At 44.6% G+C, this 20,049-nt stretch carries 19 protein-coding genes; 5 read left to right on the forward strand and 14 right to left on the reverse strand.

What is annotated here, in order from left to right; genetic code table 11:
• Positions 1-5: 5 nt before the first annotated feature.
• From hutH to hutC, 4 genes are all read right to left on the reverse strand, one after another.
• Positions 6-1,508, reverse strand: a complete 1,503-nt coding sequence (gene hutH / locus AC6R16_RS12810) for a histidine ammonia-lyase (protein ID WP_500674598.1) — start codon at positions 1,506-1,508, stop codon at positions 6-8.
• A gap of 89 nt (positions 1,509-1,597) precedes the next feature.
• The gene (gene hutG, locus AC6R16_RS12815) at positions 1,598-2,596 is read right to left on the reverse strand and encodes a formimidoylglutamase (RefSeq protein ID WP_425666747.1); all 999 of its coding nucleotides are present in this window, start codon (positions 2,594-2,596) and stop codon (positions 1,598-1,600) included.
• Positions 2,589-3,767, reverse strand: a complete 1,179-nt coding sequence (hutI, locus tag AC6R16_RS12820) for an imidazolonepropionase (protein ID WP_500674599.1) — start codon at positions 3,765-3,767, stop codon at positions 2,589-2,591. The genes hutG and hutI overlap by 8 nt, the downstream gene beginning before the upstream one ends.
• 155 nt (positions 3,768-3,922) lie before the next feature.
• Positions 3,923-4,633, reverse strand: coding sequence for a histidine utilization transcriptional repressor HutC (gene hutC / locus AC6R16_RS12825; RefSeq protein ID WP_004742804.1), 711 nt, complete (start codon positions 4,631-4,633; stop codon positions 3,923-3,925).
• Positions 4,634-4,823: 190 nt separating this feature from the next.
• Between hutC and AC6R16_RS12830 the strand changes: the two genes are divergently transcribed.
• Complete coding sequence (locus AC6R16_RS12830) at positions 4,824-5,567, forward strand: sporulation protein (RefSeq protein WP_500674600.1); 744 nt, start codon at positions 4,824-4,826, stop codon at positions 5,565-5,567.
• Here the strand turns inward: AC6R16_RS12830 and AC6R16_RS12835 are convergent.
• Together AC6R16_RS12835 and AC6R16_RS12840 are read right to left on the reverse strand one after the other, a co-directional pair.
• Positions 5,564-6,538: a DUF3187 family protein gene (locus AC6R16_RS12835; RefSeq protein ID WP_500674601.1), complete on the reverse strand. Its 975-nt coding sequence runs from the start codon at positions 6,536-6,538 to the stop codon at positions 5,564-5,566. The genes AC6R16_RS12830 and AC6R16_RS12835 overlap by 4 nt on opposite strands.
• A gap of 106 nt (positions 6,539-6,644) precedes the next feature.
• On the reverse strand, positions 6,645-7,418 hold the full coding sequence (locus AC6R16_RS12840; protein ID WP_500674602.1) for a nucleotidyltransferase family protein: 774 nt from the start codon (positions 7,416-7,418) through the stop codon (positions 6,645-6,647).
• Positions 7,419-7,757: 339 nt separating this feature from the next.
• Here AC6R16_RS12840 and AC6R16_RS12845 point away from each other — a divergent pair, with 339 nt between their 5' ends.
• On the forward strand, positions 7,758-8,408 hold the full coding sequence (locus AC6R16_RS12845; protein WP_500674603.1) for a thiopurine S-methyltransferase: 651 nt from the start codon (positions 7,758-7,760) through the stop codon (positions 8,406-8,408).
• A 64-nt stretch (positions 8,409-8,472) separates the two neighbouring features.
• Here the strand turns inward: AC6R16_RS12845 and purT are convergent, their stop codons facing one another.
• Entirely contained in the window at positions 8,473-9,648 is a 1,176-nt protein-coding gene (gene purT, locus AC6R16_RS12850; RefSeq protein ID WP_500674604.1) for a formate-dependent phosphoribosylglycinamide formyltransferase, read from the reverse strand.
• A gap of 279 nt (positions 9,649-9,927) precedes the next feature.
• Between purT and AC6R16_RS12855 the strand changes: the two genes are divergently transcribed.
• Entirely contained in the window at positions 9,928-11,133 is a 1,206-nt protein-coding gene (locus tag AC6R16_RS12855; protein ID WP_500674605.1) for a cyclic di-GMP phosphodiesterase, read from the forward strand.
• A 46-nt stretch (positions 11,134-11,179) separates the two neighbouring features.
• On the opposite strand, the gene cdd is transcribed toward AC6R16_RS12855, so the two are convergent.
• The 5 genes from cdd to AC6R16_RS12880 form a co-directional block, all read right to left on the reverse strand.
• On the reverse strand, positions 11,180-12,067 hold the full coding sequence (gene cdd, locus AC6R16_RS12860; RefSeq protein ID WP_500674606.1) for a cytidine deaminase: 888 nt from the start codon (positions 12,065-12,067) through the stop codon (positions 11,180-11,182).
• Positions 12,068-12,310: 243 nt separating this feature from the next.
• Positions 12,311-12,988, reverse strand: coding sequence for a CidB/LrgB family autolysis modulator (locus AC6R16_RS12865; protein ID WP_239855689.1), 678 nt, complete (start codon positions 12,986-12,988; stop codon positions 12,311-12,313).
• Entirely contained in the window at positions 12,988-13,353 is a 366-nt protein-coding gene (locus tag AC6R16_RS12870; RefSeq protein WP_500674607.1) for a CidA/LrgA family protein, read from the reverse strand. The genes AC6R16_RS12865 and AC6R16_RS12870 overlap by 1 nt, the downstream gene beginning before the upstream one ends.
• 145 nt (positions 13,354-13,498) lie before the next feature.
• Positions 13,499-14,923 (reverse strand): exodeoxyribonuclease I, encoded by a 1,425-nt coding sequence (sbcB, locus tag AC6R16_RS12875; protein ID WP_500674608.1) that lies wholly within the window; start codon positions 14,921-14,923, stop codon positions 13,499-13,501.
• 204 nt (positions 14,924-15,127) lie between these two features.
• Positions 15,128-15,850, reverse strand: a complete 723-nt coding sequence (locus tag AC6R16_RS12880) for a hypothetical protein (protein WP_500674609.1) — start codon at positions 15,848-15,850, stop codon at positions 15,128-15,130.
• Positions 15,851-16,237: 387 nt separating this feature from the next.
• Between AC6R16_RS12880 and AC6R16_RS12885 the strand changes: the two genes are divergently transcribed.
• Positions 16,238-16,606 (forward strand): hypothetical protein, encoded by a 369-nt coding sequence (locus tag AC6R16_RS12885; RefSeq protein WP_500674610.1) that lies wholly within the window; start codon positions 16,238-16,240, stop codon positions 16,604-16,606.
• Between the two features lie 70 nt (positions 16,607-16,676).
• Here AC6R16_RS12885 and AC6R16_RS12890 read toward each other — a convergent pair whose 3' ends face one another.
• Together AC6R16_RS12890 and AC6R16_RS12895 are read right to left on the reverse strand one after the other, a co-directional pair.
• On the reverse strand, positions 16,677-18,050 hold the full coding sequence (locus AC6R16_RS12890; protein WP_500674611.1) for an L-cystine transporter: 1,374 nt from the start codon (positions 18,048-18,050) through the stop codon (positions 16,677-16,679).
• A gap of 177 nt (positions 18,051-18,227) precedes the next feature.
• On the reverse strand, positions 18,228-18,914 hold the full coding sequence (locus tag AC6R16_RS12895) for a Rossmann-fold NAD(P)-binding domain-containing protein (protein WP_500674612.1): 687 nt from the start codon (positions 18,912-18,914) through the stop codon (positions 18,228-18,230).
• Between the two features lie 518 nt (positions 18,915-19,432).
• Here AC6R16_RS12895 and AC6R16_RS12900 point away from each other — a divergent pair.
• On the forward strand, positions 19,433-20,044 hold the full coding sequence (locus tag AC6R16_RS12900; RefSeq protein ID WP_500674613.1) for a flavin reductase family protein: 612 nt from the start codon (positions 19,433-19,435) through the stop codon (positions 20,042-20,044).
• The last annotated feature ends 5 nt before the right edge of the window (positions 20,045-20,049 follow it).

The raw sequence follows: 20,049 nt of genomic DNA on the forward strand, positions 1-20,049 counted from the left end.
CAAAATTAAGCGTCAAAACTCACAGTGAAAGCTTGGGATTTCACTAACTCTACCATCGCGTCAATATCAGGTTTCAATAGCCTATCTTCTTCGAGCTTAGAGACTTTAGTGCGGATCAATTCGAAGTTTTTCTCAATAAGATCAGAGCAACGATTAGGTCTTCTGAACTCCAGTGCTTGAGCAGCATACATGAGCTCAATGGCAAGAACCTTATCCAAGTTGCCTAAGATTTGATTGAGTTTTCTACTTGAAATACTGCCCATTGAGACATGGTCTTCTTGGCCCATTGAGGTAGGTACGCTATCAGCCGATGGAGGGAAACAGAGTGATTTATTTTCTGTTACTAGCGCTGCTGTCGCATACTGAGGGATCATCATGCCTGAATTGAGACCACCTGCTACAGTCAATAGACGCGGTAAACCATGAAGCCCTTCTAATAAAAGATAACAACGACGATCAGCAATATTGCCAAGTTCTGCAGCCGCAATCGCCGCATAATCGAGAACCATAGCTAATGGCTGTCCATGGAAGCTGCCACCAGAAATAGCTTCTTCGCTACTGATGACGATCGGATTGTCGGTCACTGAGTTCATCTCGATTTCAACGAGTTCTTCTAAGTGATAGTAGGCATTACGAGAAGCGCCGTGAACTTGCGGAATACAACGCAGCGAATAAGGGTCTTGCACGCGACCACAGTTACCATGAGAGGCCATGTTTTGAGAATCTTTAAGCAGTCTTCTCATACGCGCAGCAACTTCTAAGTTGCCAACAAAAGCTCGCGTTTGGTGTAACTCGTCTCTGAACGGTGATTCACTACCTTGCATTCCTTCAATACTCATAGCGCCAGCGACGTCTGCAAGATCTAACAGGTAACGCATTTTTGTTAATGCAGTAATGGCATGGGATAGAATAAACTGAGTACCATTAATTAAGGCTAAACCTTCTTTTGCATGCAACTCCAATGGTTCTAACCCATTGGCCTCAAGTACAGCCTTGGCAGACTTTATCTGATCATCCTGCCAGAATTCACCTTCGCCTATCAGTGGTAAAAAGAGGTGTGATAGAGGCGCTAAATCGCCAGATGCACCCACAGAGCCCTGTTCAGGGACAACCGGAATGAGGTCCAATTCGAGGAAAGTAAGCATACGCTCTACCACTTCCAAGCGTATACCAGAGAAACCTTGGCTAAGGGCATGAACTTTGGTGATTAGCATTAACTTAGAAATTGCTTTTTCGATCGGTTCGCCGACACCAACCGCATGGGTGATAAGCAGATTTTTTTGTAGTAAATGCGTTTCTTGTGGTGATATCTGCGTATCGCACAGCGGCCCAAAACCGGTGTTAATGCCATAAATTGCTTTATCAGAGTTGGCCATCTTATCTACATTGGCACGGCTGACATTAATTTTTGTTAAGGCTTCAGGGCACAGTTTTGCTTTGATGTGTCCATTCGCGATGCCGTTTACAGTATCAAGATCTAAACGATCAACACCGTATCTAAACGTCATGGTAAGGCTCCTTGTGGTTCACGTTATCCAGACAAACAAAGGGCTAGGGCGTCATCTCGCGCCTATCATTGCCACTGAGTTCTGGGTAGTTATTTTTCGGAGAAAGCGTTCGCAATATCCCAACAAAGACGTGCGGCTAACCGAGCAGTTTGGCTGTCTACGTCATAGGTCGGGTTGTACTCTGCGATATCTGCGATCACCAGTTTTTGCTTGTAATGTAAGATTCTGTCGATGAATGGAGCGAGCATATCAATGCTGACTCCTCTGGCGGCTGGCGCACTCACCCCCGGCGCAGTAGCTGCAGGGAAAACATCTAAATCAATGGTGAGGTAGATGTAGTCACAGTTGTCGATGAAATGCTGTAACTGAGTAAGGTGATAAATATGATTTAAGTGTGCGAGGTCTTTGTCTTCGATATACCAAACGCCAAGTTCGTCGGCGCGTTGGAACAGAGCCTCGGTATTGCTTGCTCGGCTGACACCTAGGCAGGCGTAATGGAATGGCCACTCTTTTTTGGCACAATAGTGCTGGATTTGGTTAAAAGGTGTGCCTGAGCTAGGTTTGATTTCCGTTTGATCACATTCAAATGCTCTCAAGTCGAAGTGAGCGTCAAAGTTAATGATGCCTATCTTTGGTGGCTTTGCGGGATTGAGATACTCAAAATATTGCGCCAAGCCCTGAAATGATGCCCATGCAACTTCGTGACCTCCACCTAAAGTGATAACCGGTGTGGATTTAAGCGCTGTCGCAATTACGTTGGCACAGTGAGATTGGCTTTGTTCTAGTTGGTCGTCATCGCAGACAACGTTGCCCAGATCAATCAATGCGCTTTCTCTATGCCAAGCCATGTTTGCCAGTGCGCGGCGAATCAAATCTGGCGCTCTTTTCGCACCGATGCGCCCCTTGTTACGAGCAACCCCCGCATCACTGCAGAAACCAAGCAGGCTAACGGCATTTCTATAGGGCTGAAGCTCATCGACTTGAATCTGTTTGATGACATGATGGACACGCTTTCCTAACGCTCCATCTTCTGCATCGTGACGACCTTGCCAATGAAATTCTTGGTTGGTGGTTAATTGATTAGACATGATCGAGCTCTCCAGCAACAAGGCGAGCCGATAATCTAGGCGCACCTTGGAAATAGCTAAACTCGGCAGGGTGAGTCACATCCCAGATTGCGAGATCAGCATCAAACCCTTGTTTTATCTGACCTCTGCTCTCACCAAAACCGATGGCTTGAGCTGCATGATTGGTTACGCCACGTAAGGTTTCTTCTGGTGTTAATCCAAATAACGTGCAACCCATATTCATCATCATAGTCAAGTCTGCAAATGGTGATGTGCCAGGGTTCAAATCAGTAGCAATTGCCATTGGTATTTTGTGCTGACGTAGTAACTCGATGGGTGGTAACTGTGTCTCTCTTAGAAAGTAGAATGCACCAGGAAGCAGCGTGGCAACAGTGTTCGACTGAGCCAATGCAATAACGCCATTTTCATCTAAAAACTCAATGTGATCAGCGGATAAACCATCGTATTTTGCAGTCAACGCCGTGCCACCTAAATTAGACAGTTGTTCGGTGTGTCCCTTAATTGCAAGTCCATGATCAATCGCAGCTCGATAGACTTTTTCAGTTTGAGCCAAATTGAAACCGATGGACTCACAGAAAACATCGACACTCGTCGCGAGATTCTCTTGCGCGGCAGCAGGGATTATTTCTTGGCAGACCAGTTCAATGTAGTCGTCAGCGCGACCTGAATACTCGGGAGGAAGAGCATGTGCCGCGAGTAACGTTGTAGAAACGCGGATCTTTCTGTGTGCTTCCAACGCCTTCGCTGCGCGAAGCATTTTTAGTTCGTCATTAAGGGTCAATCCATAACCAGATTTCACTTCCACTGAAGTGACACCTGATTGAATTAGGCCGTCCAAACGCGGTAATGCCAATTCCGTGAGTTGTTGTTCACTTGCTTCACGAGTCGCACGCACTGTAGAGAGAATGCCACCGCCTTGTTTTGCGATTTCTTGATACGGTACACCTTGGAGGCGCATTTCGTATTCGTTGGCGCGACTGCCTGCGAAAATGAGATGGGTATGGCAATCAATAAAGCCCGGAGTGACAAGCTTACCTTTACAGTCATAACAGTTAACAGAAGTGCTGAGCTCGCTGCTTAACGATTCTTGCGTAATCGACTGAATGCGTCCGTCTTTGATATAGATATTGCAAAGCGGTGACACAGAGTAACCGTCGCTCCCCTCGGTCATTGTGACTATCTTTGCATTTACTAATATCAAGTCGCTTGTAAGGCTCATAATCTATACTCGGATTTAAATGTATATACAAATATAGTTTCAAGTATAGATTTTGATCAAGCCTCATGTTGCGAAAATGTGATCGGTAAAAAGTATGAAATGCTATATCAAAGAAGAACTTTAGAGCTTAATTTGTATCTAGCCCCAGGATGGTAGAGTAATGCGGTACTAACAAGCTTATCGTCACTCCATGTACGTCGATTAAGCAGCAGACACGGTTCATTGACTCCAAGGCGAAGTGCAGAGCGTACTGATTCATCAGCGACAATGGCCTCGACGGTATGCTCTATCGCACTTAACGGGCAGTTTTCAGATAGATATTGGTTGGGCGTGATTTGTGAAAAGTCCTGCTGCAGGTAGTTGGGAGCGTAGCTTGCATTCACCCAGCGAATCTCAAGCTGGATAGGAGATTTATCTTCAAAGTGAATGATTTCACTGTAGAAAACCGAACTTCCCAACATGACGCCTAGCTTCATCGCGACATTGTCATCAGCAGAAAGGGCGATTTGCTTGATAACCTTACTGCTGTAGGATTTCCCCCGCTGTTCTACTTCTTTAGCGATGTTTCTAATATCAAGAAGAGGGGATTCTGCTTTATCGTCAGGTGCGCAAACAAAGGTGCCTAAGCGCGGTCGCCTCACTAACCTACCTTCAGAAACCAAATCTCGAATCGCTTTGTTTACCGTCATCCTACTCACGTTAAACTGCTTGGTCAGTTCAAGTTCAGTGGTAATTCGATGACCGACAGGCCAGAACCCTTGTTCGATTTGTTCCGTAATGTAAGTTTTGATTTGTAAGTAAAGAGGCGAATTGCTCATATTTGTTCTAACTTCTTATTTGACTATACAAAAGGTTATACATTTAGTGGGTAAATGCAAGGTTCTAGGCAGTATGTAACCCTAATTTGGCGAGGTTCGCACGTTTTTAATCAGACTTAGCTACAAATGGCTTGCTAAATAGAGTGCAACAAGCAAAATCATGTGTGCAACAGAATCATAAGGATAAAATATGTTTGGAAAGTTAAAAGCTTCATTAGGAATTGGCGCGGCAAAAGTAGACACAGTGCTAGAAAGTATGTCTGTCTTTCAGGGGGAGACACTGAGGGGAACCGTACATATTCAAGGTGGTGATGTGGAACAGCAGATCGACGCGATCAATCTAAAACTGTGTACCGAGATGAAAGTAGAGAGTGACGAAAGCACCAGCTACCAAGATTTTGTATTAGCCAAACTTCAAGCTGTCCAACCATTTGTTATCCAACCCAATGAGACTAAGAAGGTTCCTTTTGAGTTGCGCTTGGACGATGAAACTCCAATTACAGCATTGAACGCTCTGAAGAATCAATGTCATGTTTGGCTAGAAACAACGTTGGACATTGATTTCGCGATTGACCCTAAAGACCGTGATTTTGTTGAAGTCAAACCATTGCCTGTAGTTGCCAAGATACTATCCGCTATCGAGCAAGCGGGTTTTGGTATGGTTAAAGCAGATGTTGAAAAAGGTTTCCTGCGCGGTGGTAACTTCTCTTCGAAATCAGGTTGCTATCAGGAAATTGAGTTTCGCAATAATGGTTTCATCAACAAAAAGGAGATCGAACTTTCGTTTATTTTCGATGGTGGGGTAGTGCACTGTTTAGCCGAGGTTGATCGCTCGCTAAGTATGCGTGGTGACCAGTACATCTCTTTCTCGTTGAATCGAAATGCCTCTGATTCGGAGATAGCTGCAGCGGTGAACCGCATTCTTTCGGTTTAAGCGGCTGAGCCAAAGCGATAGCGGAACGCAACACCAAAAGCGATGTCGGTACTGTTATCCGCGTGGAACATATTCTCCACCAAGGTAATTTCGACCGCTGCATTTTTGAGAGTGTAGCGGTAGCCATAGGTAAATTCGGTGGAGGGCTTTGAAAATTCTCCACCATCATCCAGTAAGCCTTGATGCGATGCTAGCTGACCAATAAAGGTGTGGTTTTCAAACCACTCATAGCGATAGCTGATGCCGACTGTCCAGGTAGAGTCGCGATAGGGCATTTGAACAAAGTCTGTAGGAGTGTCTCTAAATGTTAAGGCTACGGTAGCGTCTAGCGCATGTTTTTCTCTTACATAGCCATAATTTACCTGCACGCTCTGCTCAAAATCTGACGCGCTGAAGAGGCCATTGTCGGTGTCGTTGTAATAGAGCGAAACGCCAAGCGATATACCATGATGGTCATTAGTAAACGCTTGATATTGTATGTATCCTGTCACAGCGCTGCTCAACGTTTTGCTACGAAACCCTTCCTCTTGTACGCCGTACTCTGGCATATCGATAACAAATCGGTTCCGTTCTACGTCTTCACGTCCATTTTGGTCAATACCGACAAAATCATGAAAGGCAATAGTGGGTTTATCTAGATGATTATTGGCTGCGAAGTTCCAACGGTATTGAAGGTCTATCTGCCAATTTGTGTCGAGTTGCCATTTACTGCCAATAGCAAGCTGGTTTTGGTAATAATCGAGTTCATAAGTCGCAGTCACTGCCCAAATACTGGAAATGGTTCCTGACCCATAAACTTCATATTCATCGCTGTCTAAAGAGAATCCAGAACGGAGCTGAGGAGAGTGGACGTTGGTATGCAGAGGCGACTGAGTATAGCTTTGAAGAGGGCCGTATCCATCGTCGGCTGAGGCATGATTTATCGTTAGCAAAACGATCATGCTGATCAAGAACCAGAGCTTCCCTCCCATTGTTGCCTCCAACTTATTTTTATCTATTTGATAAAAATATAGTTTAAGAGGTGAGGCTTTGCTAAATCGAAAGGCTTACCTGAATGTTCAGGCAAGCCCAATAAGGTCAAGCAGCGCTTAGGTGAGTGGTGATGTATGGCTGCCAAGCGTTTTGATACAGTTCTTTAGATTCACGGCGCATATTGCGAATCTGTGCCATTTCAAACTCGTTGTATTCACGGCCTTCAATCGCAGCGGCACGCTCGATTTTTTGAATACGTTCGTAGATGTCATGCTCTGGGCCACTTTTCACATCAGCTATGGCTTTAAGGTGAAGCTGTACTTCAGCGACTAAGTTTGTTTTTGGCAGCTGAACGAGTACGTTTAAGTCGCGGTATCCGGATTCCGCTGGTTTCTTAAAGCGGTTTTTAACTTTAACAATGGTTGTTTCGCGGTTAAGTACTTCATAGGCAGACATCAGGCTTTCAATGTCGTCAGCGACAATCGTTGCACGGGCTAGGTCTGTAATTCGCTCTGTTTGACCATCAAGTTCATAAGCAATCTTTTCTTTAGCACGGTCAGACGATTTAACACCAGCGAAGTAAGATTCTGTTGAAGTCAGTAGAGCAGTACTTTTACAGATGGTCTCTAGTTCTGCTTGAGCTTGATGGGCTTTGCTATAAAGAACGTCGAAATCAGAGTATGGCTGAAGTGGAGTGGTCGACATTGACTTAATGCCGTAAAGGCCGCTTAGGTTATGTTTGAATGCTTTGGAACACACTTCGTTCTGGTTAGTAGAACGGTTTTCCTCGTTACCCGGCGCGGTTGGAATAGCAGCAAATGCAGGGGCACGGCTGAGCATTAGAAGCATCAGGGCCGTAGTTCGCAAAAATAGGCTCATTCACTCTCCTTAGATGTGTAGGGCTTAGCTAAAAAGGTGTCGAAAAAAGTTTCAATCACTAGCGCTACTCATCTTTACATAGTTAATGGGGGCACTTTGTGCGATTCCAATCGCTTTCCCATCGACCGTTGATAAAACTTTGAACAGTCTCGCATTTCCTTTGCGTTTAATTAGAGTGCAACCCTTTTCAAAGGTTCATTTTCAATGTGTAACTAAGTATATCTGATGAAAATGAACCTAATCTGAATGAAGTTTTCAGAATAGGATTGGTGAAGGGATACCACTCAGCTTCACTTTCCGATAGGCTATGCGCTACGAAGTCAGTCACAGAGAAACAAAATGAGAGACCCAGAATTTTGGCACGGTAAATGGGCGGCAAACCAGATCGGTTTTCACCTAGAGGACGTCAATCCGCTACTGATTAAATATTGGCAGGAAACGAACCCAAGCCCAGAGGACAACGTATTTGTCCCTTTGTGTGGAAAGTCAGAAGACTTGGTATGGCTGGCAACGAAACACTCTGATGTGCAGGGGGTAGAGCTGAGCAATATTGCCGTGCGTGCTTTCTTTGCTGAACATTTTTACACGCCAATGGTGATGCCGATTAATGGTCAGCATGAGCTGTTTCAGTTTGATGAGCTATCTATCTATGTCGGTGACTACTTTACTGCGCCAATCAAGCCGGTTGATATCGTTTATGATCGAGCCTCGCTCATTGCTTTACCAAAAGAAATGCGAGTGCAATACGTAGAAAAGATTAAGTCTCTGCTTAAACCCGGTGGGCGCATTTTGCTGGTTACTCTCGATTATGATCAAGAGTTAATGCCGGGGCCTCCATTTGCTGTCCCTGAATCTGAGGTGAGAGCGCTGTACGATGGCTACAAGATCACTAAGCTAGAGAGCGATGAAGAAGCTAAGAAGCATCCTAAGATTGCTAAACATGAATCGGCACGATTTGCTGAAGAAGTTTACTTGATTGAAGCGGTTTAAATCTAAGATAAATAAAGGCTTGGTCATTTCAAATGACCAAGCCTTTTACTTTCGATAAAACGATTTAGTAAATGATTTTTACTTTATCTGCGCTTTGTTTAGCGTCTTCAATCGCTTGCTCTACAGAATCACGTCGAGTTATCGCGACCCCTAAACGGCGACGGCCATCAATATCTGGTTTGCCAAATAGTCGAAGCTGAGTTTGTGGCGCAGCCAACGCATCCGCTAGGCCTTCGAAGCGAATATCGGTCGATGTTCCTTGCCCTAAAATAACGGCCGAGGCTGCTGGGCCGTACTGAGTAATCCCAGCGATTGGCATACCTGTAAATGCACGAACATGTAGAGCGAACTCAGAACTGTCTTGTGACATTAGGGTGACGAGACCAGTATCGTGTGGACGAGGTGAAACTTCGTTGAAGATAACCGTGTCGCCTTTGACAAACAGCTCAACACCAAAGATGCCGTAACCGCCAAGTGCATTCACCACTTTACCGGCAGCATCTTGGGCAGCGGCTAGCGCGTTGTCTGTCATAACTTGTGGCTGCCAAGATTCACGGTAGTCTCCATCTTCCTGACGATGACCAATTGGCGCACAGAAATGTACACCATCAACAGCGCGAACGGTGAGCAAAGTGATCTCGTAATCGAAATCAATAAACCCTTCTACAATGACGCGACCTGCTCCAGTACGTCCGCCTTCTTGTGCATAGTTCCAAGCTTTATCAATATCTTCAGCGCTCTTAAGCACACTTTGGCCTTTACCTGAAGAACTCATGACCGGTTTACATACACACGGCACACCAACTGCTTCTACTGCGGCAACAAACTCTTCATAGCTGTCTGCAAAGCGATAAGGGGAAGTGGTTAAGCTTAGCTCTTCTGCCGCTAGGCGACGGATCCCTTCACGGTTCATTGTTAGCTTTGTTGCTTTCGCTGTCGGCACCACGTTTAAGCCTTGGGCTTCTAACTCTACCAACGTATCGGTTGCGATGGCTTCGATTTCAGGCACGACATAATTGGGCTGCTCTTTTTCGATAATAGCTTGCAGCGCGTCACCATCGAGCATATCTAATGTATAGCTACGATGGGCAACTTGCATGGCTGGTGCATTTTCGTAACGATCGCAAGCGATCACTTCAAGGCCGAGACGCTGGCATTCAATGGCGACTTCTTTACCGAGTTCACCCGAACCAAGAAGCAGAACGCGAGTTGCATGATTTGCAGTTGCAGTACCGAACATAATTAACCCTAAAATGTAAGAGGAATAGAAGATTTTTCCAGCATGATACTCATTGGAAAAAGAAAAGCAAACGTTTGCTTTGTGGTGTTTAGCGAATTTTAGTGGTGGAGTGCTTCTAGGCAAGAGTGTTGAAATCTTCGATTCCGACAATTTTCAACTTTCTTACCGCTTTTTGGGTGTTTATTGAGCAATTGCAATCACTTATTACGTAAATACTCAGCATTAGAGTTATAATCACTAACAATAATCAACTCTAACAAGAATACGGCTACTAACTTAATGCAGTTCGACCCAGAAAAATCCATAAAAATACCAATCGGTACGCTGACCGTTGGCATGTTTGTGACTGCAATTGAGGACAGTAAACGCGTCAATCTCGCCAATGCGGGGCGTGTACCGTCTGAAAAAGCAGTAAAACAGCTTGTTAAAAATGGAGTCAAATTTGCTTGGGTAGACAAGGAGTTGTCAGTAAAAGGGAGTGTTTTTAAACCCGTTAAGGTTGTGGAAGAAACTGAATTGCCACAAGAAGCATCAACACCAGTGAAGCGGAAAAAGGTGAGCCGTTTTTCACAGCAAAAGAAAGCGCAGAAAATTATCAAAGAAGCGAAAGGGCTGGCTAACAGGATTCTGACGCAAACTTTTGAAGGTAAGCCAATACATGTCTCCGAACTGGATGATCTCGCAGACGACATGATCGAATCCGTGTTGCTTGATTCAGATGCATTGCATTGTGTTTCTGCACTGCGCAATAAAGATGAGTACTTACTTGAACACTCAGTCAATGTTGCGACTTTACTCGTGACATTTGGTAAACATCTTGGCCTGCCGAAAGAGACGCTAAAACAAATGGCGATTGGTGGCATTATTCACGATGTTGGCAAAATTAAGGTTGACGATAAAGTTCTGCACAAACCTGCTCGGTTAACACCCGAAGAGTTCGAGCATATGAAGCTTCATCAGGTTTACGCGAAAGAGATCATCACTACGGTTACAGGTTTGAGTGATGTTAGCCGCGACGTTTGTTTGATGCATCATGAAAAACTCGATGGGAACGGCTATCCAGCGGGGCTTAAAGGTGATGAAATCCCTTTACACGGTCGTATGAGCTGCATCGTTGATATCTATGACGCGTTGACTGCCGATCGCTGTTACAAGCAAGGCATGAGCCCAGCAGAAGCGTTTAAAATACTCTTGAGCTTAACACCGAATCATTTAGACAAAGAGTTGGTGTACAAATTCATCAACTGTATTGGCGTTTTCCCTGTTGGGGCTTTGGTCGAGTTGAGTGACGGACGTGTAGGTATTGTTTGGACTTCGAATTCCCACGAGCCGCTAAAGCCAGAAATCAAATGTTTCTATTCGCGTAAGTATCACCGTTTTGTCGATGTAAGTTTTGTCGATATGAAAACAACCAAACTAACGATTAAAAAGGCGATAGCCCCTAGTCAGTTAGAAGTCGACCCCAAACCGTTTTTCGATGTTTAATCCCGAATTGATACAAAAAAGGCGCTAATTTAGCGCCTTTCTCAGTTTAAAGTTCCAAGTAAGTGATTGGAATATCAGGGTTTAGTGCTTCTAGCGTCGCTTGCGTGTTTGCTAGATGGCTTATAGTACCGTCTTCTGCTTCTACCAAGGCCGCAGAATCAATACTGTCGAGCTCCTTACGGTCTAACAGTAACTGGATCAACGCAACCTGAAGTGGCGGTAGGCTTGGGTTAAATGCAGCGTTTTCTGCATATGCGCCTTGATATACTTTGCCATCTTTGGTCTTAATCGCGACACCACTTAAGTTATGTGTGTAAGGGGCATGGCTACGATTTAAGGCAGCGACGGCCAGTTGTAATAGCTCATCTTGCTCTTGTGTCTGTTTTCCATGGTCAACAGAGGTCATCAATGCGGATTCGATGCCAAGATCTGAAGGGCCAAACGATTCTGGTAAGTAGTAATGAAGTGGCTGACCTTCACGTTTCGGCAGTTGGATCTTTAGCTCGTTAGCGGTTGAAAGCTCATTCATAAACTGACGACAGTGACCACAAGGGCTGTAGTTGATCGTGATGTCAGCAACGCCTTGTTCACCCTTCATCCACGCATGGCTGATGGCTGATTGCTCTGCGTGAACGGTTTGCCCTAGTTGAACGCCGTCAAACTCGACATTCGCGCCGAAGTAGAGTTTGCCAGATAGGCCGCGAACAATTGCACCCACATAAAACTTAGAAAGCGGAGCATAGGAATAAGCGGCTGCAAATGGAAGTAGCAATACTCGTAGTTCTGCGTCATCAAGACCTGAAATAGCGAGGAGTTGCTCAAATTGCTCTGAAGAAATCGTCGCGTCAAAATCGTCAGCAAGAAGAATAGGAGATAAGAAATCTGCTACGTTTTGTGGCACTTCAGATAGCGCCTGTTCAATGCGGCTTCTCATAGTGAGTCCTTTAATAAACATCGTTGATATCTTTGAGTTTAGAGCCAGATACTGGTGTGTAAACTCCGATATTGGTATTACATTTTATGTAAAGATGAGAATTATTCGGCGATCAAGATCACAAAATATATTGTAACGATATTGTCTGTTGCATTATTTGAGTGATGTCACACATGATAACGATTACAGGCGAGAAATTAGTGATGTGCGTCGAGCCGCTAGTTGCAGCTCGACATCAATTACTTACGCTGACAACCAGACTGCCAAGGTAAAGAAAGAAGGTGCTAGGATTGAGGTTATAACACCGCACACCACAAGTGCTAGAGAGCTAAAGGCCGCATCTTGACCATCTTTCTCAGCGCAGGTTGCTGTCCCCAGCGCGTGGGAAACCGTCCCCATCGTGAGCCCTTTGGCAATAGGGTGAGTGATGTTAAGCAGGTTGTATATCGGATAAGCCATAATCGCACCGAACAGGCCAACGATTAAAACCAGTATCGCAGCGATGGCGGGCTCACCACCAAGGTGACTCGAAACCTCCATCGCAATCGGTGTGGTCACTGATTTACCCAACAAGCTTGCGATTAGAGAAATATCTGCCTTTAAGTAAACGGCAATCATGCTTGCGGTAAACATCGACATGATACTGCCCACACCGCACGCCAGCATGATGATACGCCAATTGGCTCGGATCTGTGGTAATTGCTCATATAGAGGATAAGCCAGCGCGACTACTGCTGGTTGCAGTAGATAATTAATCCACTGATTGTCGGCATAGTAAGTTTCAAATGGCACTTTCAGGTAAGTCAGCAGTGGAATGAGAACGGCTAGGCTCACCAATAAAGGATTCATAAAAGGGCTTTTAACTTTTTGGCATAGCCAACGTGCGGCAAAGAAAACAACAATAGTGACAAGTAACCACATTATTTTTGTCCTCCTTTAAGCATGCGATCGAGCATTAACCCCAAAATGACCAGTACGATGAGAGTACCACCTACAGCACTTGCTAAAATCGGTAAGGCGTTAGCGATTAGCATATCGAAATGCTCCATCAAGCCAACACTGATAGGGACGAATAGCAGCACCATGTAGCGAATAAAGAGAGAGGCACCGGGTTTAACCCAGTCTGAAGGCACGAGTCCGCTCGCAAGCAAACCAAACAAAATCAGCATACCGATGATGCTGCCAGGAATAGAGATACCTAATAAGTGTTGAATATTAATGCCCGCGACAAGGCACAAAAATATCAGCCCCATAGATACGACGTATTGAAGCAAAGTTTTCGCCATAGTGTAGAGTCGTCCAACTGCAGAACCTCCAGAGTGCTGAAGGCTCGAATTATTCAAATGCCTAACTTAGAGTTTTGATTAGTATTTAGAGAGTTAGGCCAGGTTGTAGGGTGCAGGACTTGGTTACTATTTTTAATTTTGACTACTAGGATACTCGCTTTTGTACGTATTGGTAGATAGATTTTAAAATAGCGATTTTCTTTTGGTCACTTTCATGTTCGTGAACTAAGTTTTCCAAATTTAGCATGTAGTCTTCAATACGACTTTCGAAGTAGTCACGACAGTGCGTTGCCCATCGTTGTTGCTCTGATTCATCGAGCGTCCATGGGAAGTTTCGCGCGCGATAACGGAACAGCAATGGCGCAATGCGGTCATCACTAAATGAAATATCAAGCGCAGATAGATTGTTTGGGTCAGTTTCACGAATGATGTTCATCGCCGCTTTATCTGCAGGAGAGAAGAAACCATCGTAGAGCATGCTATCGACATCATTGCTCTTTTCATATTCCCGCTCAATGCCATAAACACCAATCAGCTTTTCACGAATTTCAGGGTGTTGGCGTAGAAGTGCTAAGTTCTCTAAACATTTCTCTCGGTCAATACCAATCTTCTCTGCGTTTTCAGCAGTGAGTGTTTTTGCTGGAGCGAGAATAGGGCACTTATTGAGGTGGATAAGCTTAACAGGGACTGGGAGCTCGTCAGGTGCAAGGTCAGAACGCTTAGTATACAGTCGCTCATTGAGCTGCTCGGTATCCAAATCCAATAGGGCTTGCGGGTCTTTCGCCAAATCAACACAAATAACTGCGTTTTGATTCGTCGGGTGCCAAGCAACAGGAACAACCCAGCTAGTGTAATTGCACTCTTTACCCAACATACCTGAAACATGCATCAAGGGGGTCATGTTCACGATGTCGATCAGTTCATTCAACTTGCGCTTGTGACGCATGCTTAGGAAGTAATCAAACAATTTTGGTTGAGCCGCTTTCACCTTTTTGGCCATTTCAATCGTCGCGATAACATCCGCCATAGCGTCGTGCGCGTTTTCATGTTCAATGCCATTGGCAACAGATAAATGCTCAAGCTTAAAGCTGATAAAACCTTCATCGTTCTCAGGCCAGTTTACTCCTTCTGGACGAAGCGCGTAGCAAGCACGCATGACATCAAGCAAATCCCAGCGAGAGTTACCGTTTTGCCAGCTCCACGCATAAGGATCGATAAAGTTTCGGTAACAGGTGTAGCGCGTTACCTCATCATCGAATCGGATACTGTTATAGCCCAAGCTAATGGTGTTGGGTGTTGCCAGTTGTTCGTGGATCTTTGCGATAAACTCGGGCTCTGAAAGACCTTGGGTTTCCGCAGTTTGCGGAGTAATACCTGTAATCAACGCGGCTTCCGGTGCTGGAAGATAATCCGCAGGTGGCTGGCAATAAATAACAAGAGGTTCACCAATAATATTGAAGTCCATATCGGTACGAACACCCGCAAACTGACACGGTCGATCTTTCGCTGGGCTAGTACCCCACGTCTCGTAATCAAAAAAGAAAAACGTAGGCTGATGCTCTTGCTGCATTGTCTTTATTACCAAGGGTTTGAAATCTACGTCGGTATTAGACCATTGCCGTAATCTCAAGGCAAACGAGATTGCACATATTCCCGCAGTATTCGAATTCTTGACTAATTAAAGAGCCACTTTGTAAGGAAAAAGTGGCTCGTTCATAATCCTGTGCAACTACACGTTATAGGTTTTGGCTTTTACACGTAGCTTCAGATGAGACTAATTAGCTTTACTCATCGCTTCTTCAATCAGGCGAGTGCGCTCGTTGGTACCACGGTTTCTCACTTCATGCATAATGAAAGTTTTGACATCTCGAGTCCACGCCTGACCAGATTGCGAGTCGTAGTCATGAGGTAGTTCGATTCCTTGTGGCGCGTAGGCATCAATCCCGAAATCTTTAGATGTGTTGATTGTGCGTAGGCTGTGTTCGTAAAATCCAACAACAACAGTTTTACCCAAGTCGCCACCTGCAAGATCTACGGCAGTTTGAGCCACACCTATGGTACTCAGGTAAGTTAAGGTACCGTCTTTCGCAATCACTGGGTTGATCGAGTGAAGATCTTTTGCTGGAATTCTGTCACCGATTGATTGAGCGATTTCCCATTGTGCATAGACTGGTTTACCTGTTTTGTTGTAAATCTCGACTACAGTGTCTGCGAGTGCTTCGTTCATGGGACCTGGGACTTGATTGCCATTCGGAAGTAATCGATTACCAAATGCATAAGCTAAGATACTATCCGCTTCGCTTAAAGGTAACTCTTCACCTTTCCACGTTAGAAGGTTGTTCAGGATGAATTGTGCGGTGTATTGAGCAGCTTCTTTGTTTTCTAACTGTATTTCTAGTTTCTTAGCCATAGCGGCTTGGAGTTCTGCATCAGTAAGCGCGAAAGCAGGACCAGTAAATAGTGTTGTGATAAGGGCTGGTAAGAGTAACTTCTTCATGACGGTTTTGTCCGTTTGTATTTTTAGGTGGATTTGCGCATAAAAATAGCAAACGGCTTCCGCTGTTCAAGGAACGTAGAGATTTAGATCTAGCTTGTGTGAATCTGTGCCAATTTAAGCGTGTTAGTGGGCAATAACTGCTTTGAGCTTGATAAAAATCAACATATTTAGACCGCTAATATCACGTAAATTACTTCTATTGAGCGTATAAGAAACTCAACTCGATGTGGGAGAAGTTTTTTCGTCGTGGCTTGAGCGAAAATAGATTCTGGCGATCGACACTAGATTGCGTGAAGTGAATCGTGAAAGCTTGTCTACCAAAAGATATGAAATATGTTTTCCATTAATCTTTTGTGTACTAAGACTAGTTACATAAGGCGGTTGAACATGCTCAAACGGATTGAGCGAGTGCTAGACGTTAATAGCATAGAATATGAAAGCGGCGGTAATACGATATATATTAAGTTGGGTACGGTTACCTCTAAAGTGAAAATTAGGTATGACATTGCGACGAATACCTATCGTGTTAGCTGCAATGAACTTGTGCTTTATACCACTAGCTTTGTTTGGTTTGCATTGACGTTTTTTAGCATGACAAACCATTCAGATAACGCTTGGTGGTCAGGGTATTCGATTGGAATAATGTTTGCGGCAGGTATAGGCGCTTTGTTTCAAATAATAGTGACTTACGTTCAGTTGCTCGACCTTAGGGCTCAGTTGAGGGAAGTCGGTGTTTACTTGAAATCGGGATGGTAAATCCCTTTAGTTTACTCAAAAAAATGGCCGACTGTTGTCGACCATTTTTCGTTTTAATAAGAGTAGAGCGTTACGCTTGCTGGGTTTCTAGCTCTTCATCTTTTACGGTTTGCTTCATTAAGCGACTGGTAATGGTACCTGCTGTCATGGCACCCGATACGTTCAATGCGGTACGTGCCATATCTATAAGTGGTTCGATAGAGATCAATAGCGCGGCAATCGTTACAGGTAAGCCCGTTGCAGGTAGCACGATAAGAGCTGCGAACGTCGCGCCGCCACCTACACCTGCGATACCAAATGAGCTAACCACAATAATGGCAATCAAAGAAAGAATGAAGTTGATGTCCATTGGGTCGATGCCAACACTTGGTGCGACCATGACTGCTAACATCGCAGGGTAGATACCTGCACAGCCGTTCTGACCGATAGTGGCACCAAACGAAGCAGATAGATTAGCAATTGCTGGTGGAACGCGTAGCTTGTTGATTTGCGCTTCAACGTTTAAAGGAATCGTTGCCGCTGAGCTACGTGAAGTAAAGGCGAAAGTCAGCACTGGCCAAATCTTCTGGAAGTATTCTTTAGGGCTCACGCCGACAAAAGAGACTAACACACCGTGGACAACGAACATCAGCGCAATCGCAACATAAGAAGCGACAATAAAGCCTAACAGGTTAAGAATATCGGAGGCACTTGAGGTCGCAACTACTTTTGCCATTAATGCAGCGATACCATAAGGCGTAAGTGCCATGATCATCTTAACTAAACGCATAACAATAGATTGAGCCGCTTCGACAAACGTGCGAATTGGTGATTCCAGCTCTTGCTTCTCAGCCATTACTTTACGCGCTGCAATACCAGTGAGCACGCCAAAGATAACCACTGCGATGATCGAAGTAGAACGGGCACCTGTCAGGTCGGCAAACGGGTTGGTTGGAATAAAGCTAACCAGCATTTGTGGGATGGTGAGGTCACTCACGCGATCGGCACGCGTTTCTAGGGCTGCGATACGTGCTGTTTCGCGGGCACCTTCCGTTAAACCTTCAGCACTTAGACCAAAGGCTTGAGTGACAACGATACCGATCAAAGCGGATATAGCCGTCGTTGCCAGTAACACTGAAATAGTGAGCCCCGAGATCTTACCCAGCGCACCACCTTTTTCTAGCTTAACAACCGCTGCGATCATTGACACTAATACTAATGGCATGATGATCATTTTCAACAGGCCAACATAGCCACGACCGACCACATTTACCCATTCTAGCGTTTGAGCGATAACAGGATTGCCTTCGCCGAAGATGAGCTGTAACGCTAAACCGAAAGCACTACCAAAGACGAGACCAAGTAACACGAGACGCGATAAAGTGTTCTCTTTTTTCTGCTGTCCATAGAGGAAAAAGAGAATGCCAACAAATACCGCTAGCGAAGCGATAACCACTACTGACATATTTACATATCCTTTAGTTTTTAATGATGATATTGATAGAATTAATATCTTATGGAATTTGATTCGGTATGAAGGGTAATGATTTGAAATACCCAATTGAAGTCACAAAAGGGCATTAAATATAGCTAACGGTTATTAAGTGCGGAAGATGTTCACATAACAGTGAAATTGAGCGGTTTATTGATACTTTTTAAGCACTTTTCGCATCGCAACGCTATCGGCTGTTTCTCGTTTTTTATTGGAGTGGGAAAAAAGCAGATACTGCATCGCCAATGCTACGTCAGAGGCTTCAATCGGAATGAGCTTGGCAAGCGGACCAATCATTAGTGGCTGACAAATCTTCAGCATGGTTTGGGTGACGACTTCGTCTTTACGTGGTTGTTCTCGTAACCCTTTTAAAGGACCTGGACGAACGAAGAGGACACGATCAAAGCCCATGCGCTCAATGGTTAGCTCCATGCGTCCTTTGCATCGTAAGTAGTGAGAAAATGAACGGGCAGATGCTCCATAGCTCGAGACGACGGCTAACTGCTTTACACCGAGTAGCTTCATTTCTTGAGCAACATCGCACACCAGTTGGTAGTCAATGCTTTCTAATGCTTGTTTGGAGCCTGCTTGTTTGAGTGTTGTGCCTAGGCAGATAAAACCAAACTCTGGACGTGGTTTGTCTTCATCCCATTCTTGGATGCGCAGTTCTGGATGCTGAATTTCTTCAAGCTTGGAATGGAAGAAGGGAAGTTTACGACGAGTCAGGGCGTAAATATGCTCAATTGGTTCGCGTTCCAACATCTGCTTAATCAGTTCATTACCGATCAGCCCCGTACTGCCCGCTGTAATTACAGTGATGTTGTTTGAGTTATCCAAGGTGAACAAGCCTATCTTCAAAGTACATTTTTGACGAATGGTTGAGCATCTTATAATCAAGCAGGAAAGTCTGTGATCTGCGACAAGGTTGATGCACCAAGAAAGAAACTTGTACCGCAGTTTTGAGTGAGAAGAGTAGTTGGAACAATTAGACCTCGCACTGGGCGAGGTCTGTTCTACGGTTTATGTTAATGATAGAGGGACTTTCTTTTGGTTGCGTTGTTGTGGTTTGTTCTGTTTTTGTTTTTTCGAATGTTGATTGGCAATCATAAAACCTCCTTGCACTATCAATCGGGAGAAAACAATGTCACGACGAAATTTAATGCACAGTTTGTGCCGTTTTAAACGCTCTCCCTAACCTAAAAGATAGGCGTATTTGGCGAAAAATTTCAGTTTTGTGGTCAAATTCGGAATCGTTTTGCAAATTGACGAGGTCAATGAACCATGGATAAAGCGTGTTAACTGTTTGATTTCAAGTTACACTCAAGCCAATAGGAACCGCTCAGAAAGGAAAAGGGATGAACATCGAGCTCAGCACGCTGGCCCCCACCCAAATTTATCATTTGATGACACAAACCGTCATTCCAAGACCTATCGCTTGGGTATTGACCGATTCAGAACAAGACAACTACAACCTTGCGCCATTTTCTTACTTTACGGCCGTTTCAAGTAACCCGCCTTTGTTGATGTTTTCTGTGGGTAAAAAGCCTTCAGGAGAGGTGAAAGACACAACACGGAATGTCTTAGAAACCGGAAAAATGGTTATTCATATCGCTCATCATGATTCTGCCAATGATGTGACTCAAACTGCTGCAACGCTTGAACATGGTGAGTCTGAAATTGTAGCAACAGGGATAGAGCTGACGGATTTTGATGGCTTTGATTTACCGAGGGTTAAAGACTGTCCTATTGCGTTTGCGTGCAAATTGTATGAAGTGAAAGAGATCGGTGAAACACCACAAAGCCTTATCTTCGCCGAAATTGAAAAAGTATATATTGCGCCAGAGGTTATCGGCGAGCGCAGCGACCGCTTAGTGGTTGATGCACTTAAAGTGAACCCTCTCTCGCGTTTAGGTGGTAGCCAATATGCCACGCTTAATAACGTTTTCTCTGTTGCTCGACCTAAATAGATTAA

This window comes from Vibrio sp. R10-SG3-ISO10 (genome assembly GCF_059834185.1).

Coding starts and splice junctions, on each gene's coding strand:
- AC6R16_RS12900 (WP_500674613.1), top strand. CDS start 19,433: ATGAACATCGAGCTCAGCACGCTGGCCCCCACCCAAATTTATCATTTG.
- AC6R16_RS12865 (WP_239855689.1), bottom strand. CDS start 12,988: ATGTGGTTACTTGTCACTATTGTTGTTTTCTTTGCCGCACGTTGGCTA.
- purT (WP_500674604.1), bottom strand. CDS start 9,648: ATGTTCGGTACTGCAACTGCAAATCATGCAACTCGCGTTCTGCTTCTT.
- hutI (WP_500674599.1), bottom strand. CDS start 3,767: ATGACCGAGGGGAGCGACGGTTACTCTGTGTCACCGCTTTGCAATATC.
- hutC (WP_004742804.1), bottom strand. CDS start 4,633: ATGAGCAATTCGCCTCTTTACTTACAAATCAAAACTTACATTACGGAA.
- AC6R16_RS12880 (WP_500674609.1), bottom strand. CDS start 15,850: ATGAAGAAGTTACTCTTACCAGCCCTTATCACAACACTATTTACTGGT.
- AC6R16_RS12830 (WP_500674600.1), top strand. CDS start 4,824: ATGTTTGGAAAGTTAAAAGCTTCATTAGGAATTGGCGCGGCAAAAGTA.
- hutH (WP_500674598.1), bottom strand. CDS start 1,508: ATGACGTTTAGATACGGTGTTGATCGTTTAGATCTTGATACTGTAAAC.
- AC6R16_RS12845 (WP_500674603.1), top strand. CDS start 7,758: ATGAGAGACCCAGAATTTTGGCACGGTAAATGGGCGGCAAACCAGATC.
- sbcB (WP_500674608.1), bottom strand. CDS start 14,923: ATGCAGCAAGAGCATCAGCCTACGTTTTTCTTTTTTGATTACGAGACG.
- AC6R16_RS12835 (WP_500674601.1), bottom strand. CDS start 6,538: ATGGGAGGGAAGCTCTGGTTCTTGATCAGCATGATCGTTTTGCTAACG.
- AC6R16_RS12885 (WP_500674610.1), top strand. CDS start 16,238: ATGCTCAAACGGATTGAGCGAGTGCTAGACGTTAATAGCATAGAATAT.
- cdd (WP_500674606.1), bottom strand. CDS start 12,067: ATGAGAAGCCGCATTGAACAGGCGCTATCTGAAGTGCCACAAAACGTA.
- AC6R16_RS12890 (WP_500674611.1), bottom strand. CDS start 18,050: ATGTCAGTAGTGGTTATCGCTTCGCTAGCGGTATTTGTTGGCATTCTC.
- AC6R16_RS12870 (WP_500674607.1), bottom strand. CDS start 13,353: ATGGCGAAAACTTTGCTTCAATACGTCGTATCTATGGGGCTGATATTT.
- AC6R16_RS12855 (WP_500674605.1), top strand. CDS start 9,928: ATGCAGTTCGACCCAGAAAAATCCATAAAAATACCAATCGGTACGCTG.
- AC6R16_RS12840 (WP_500674602.1), bottom strand. CDS start 7,418: ATGAGCCTATTTTTGCGAACTACGGCCCTGATGCTTCTAATGCTCAGC.
- hutG (WP_425666747.1), bottom strand. CDS start 2,596: ATGTCTAATCAATTAACCACCAACCAAGAATTTCATTGGCAAGGTCGT.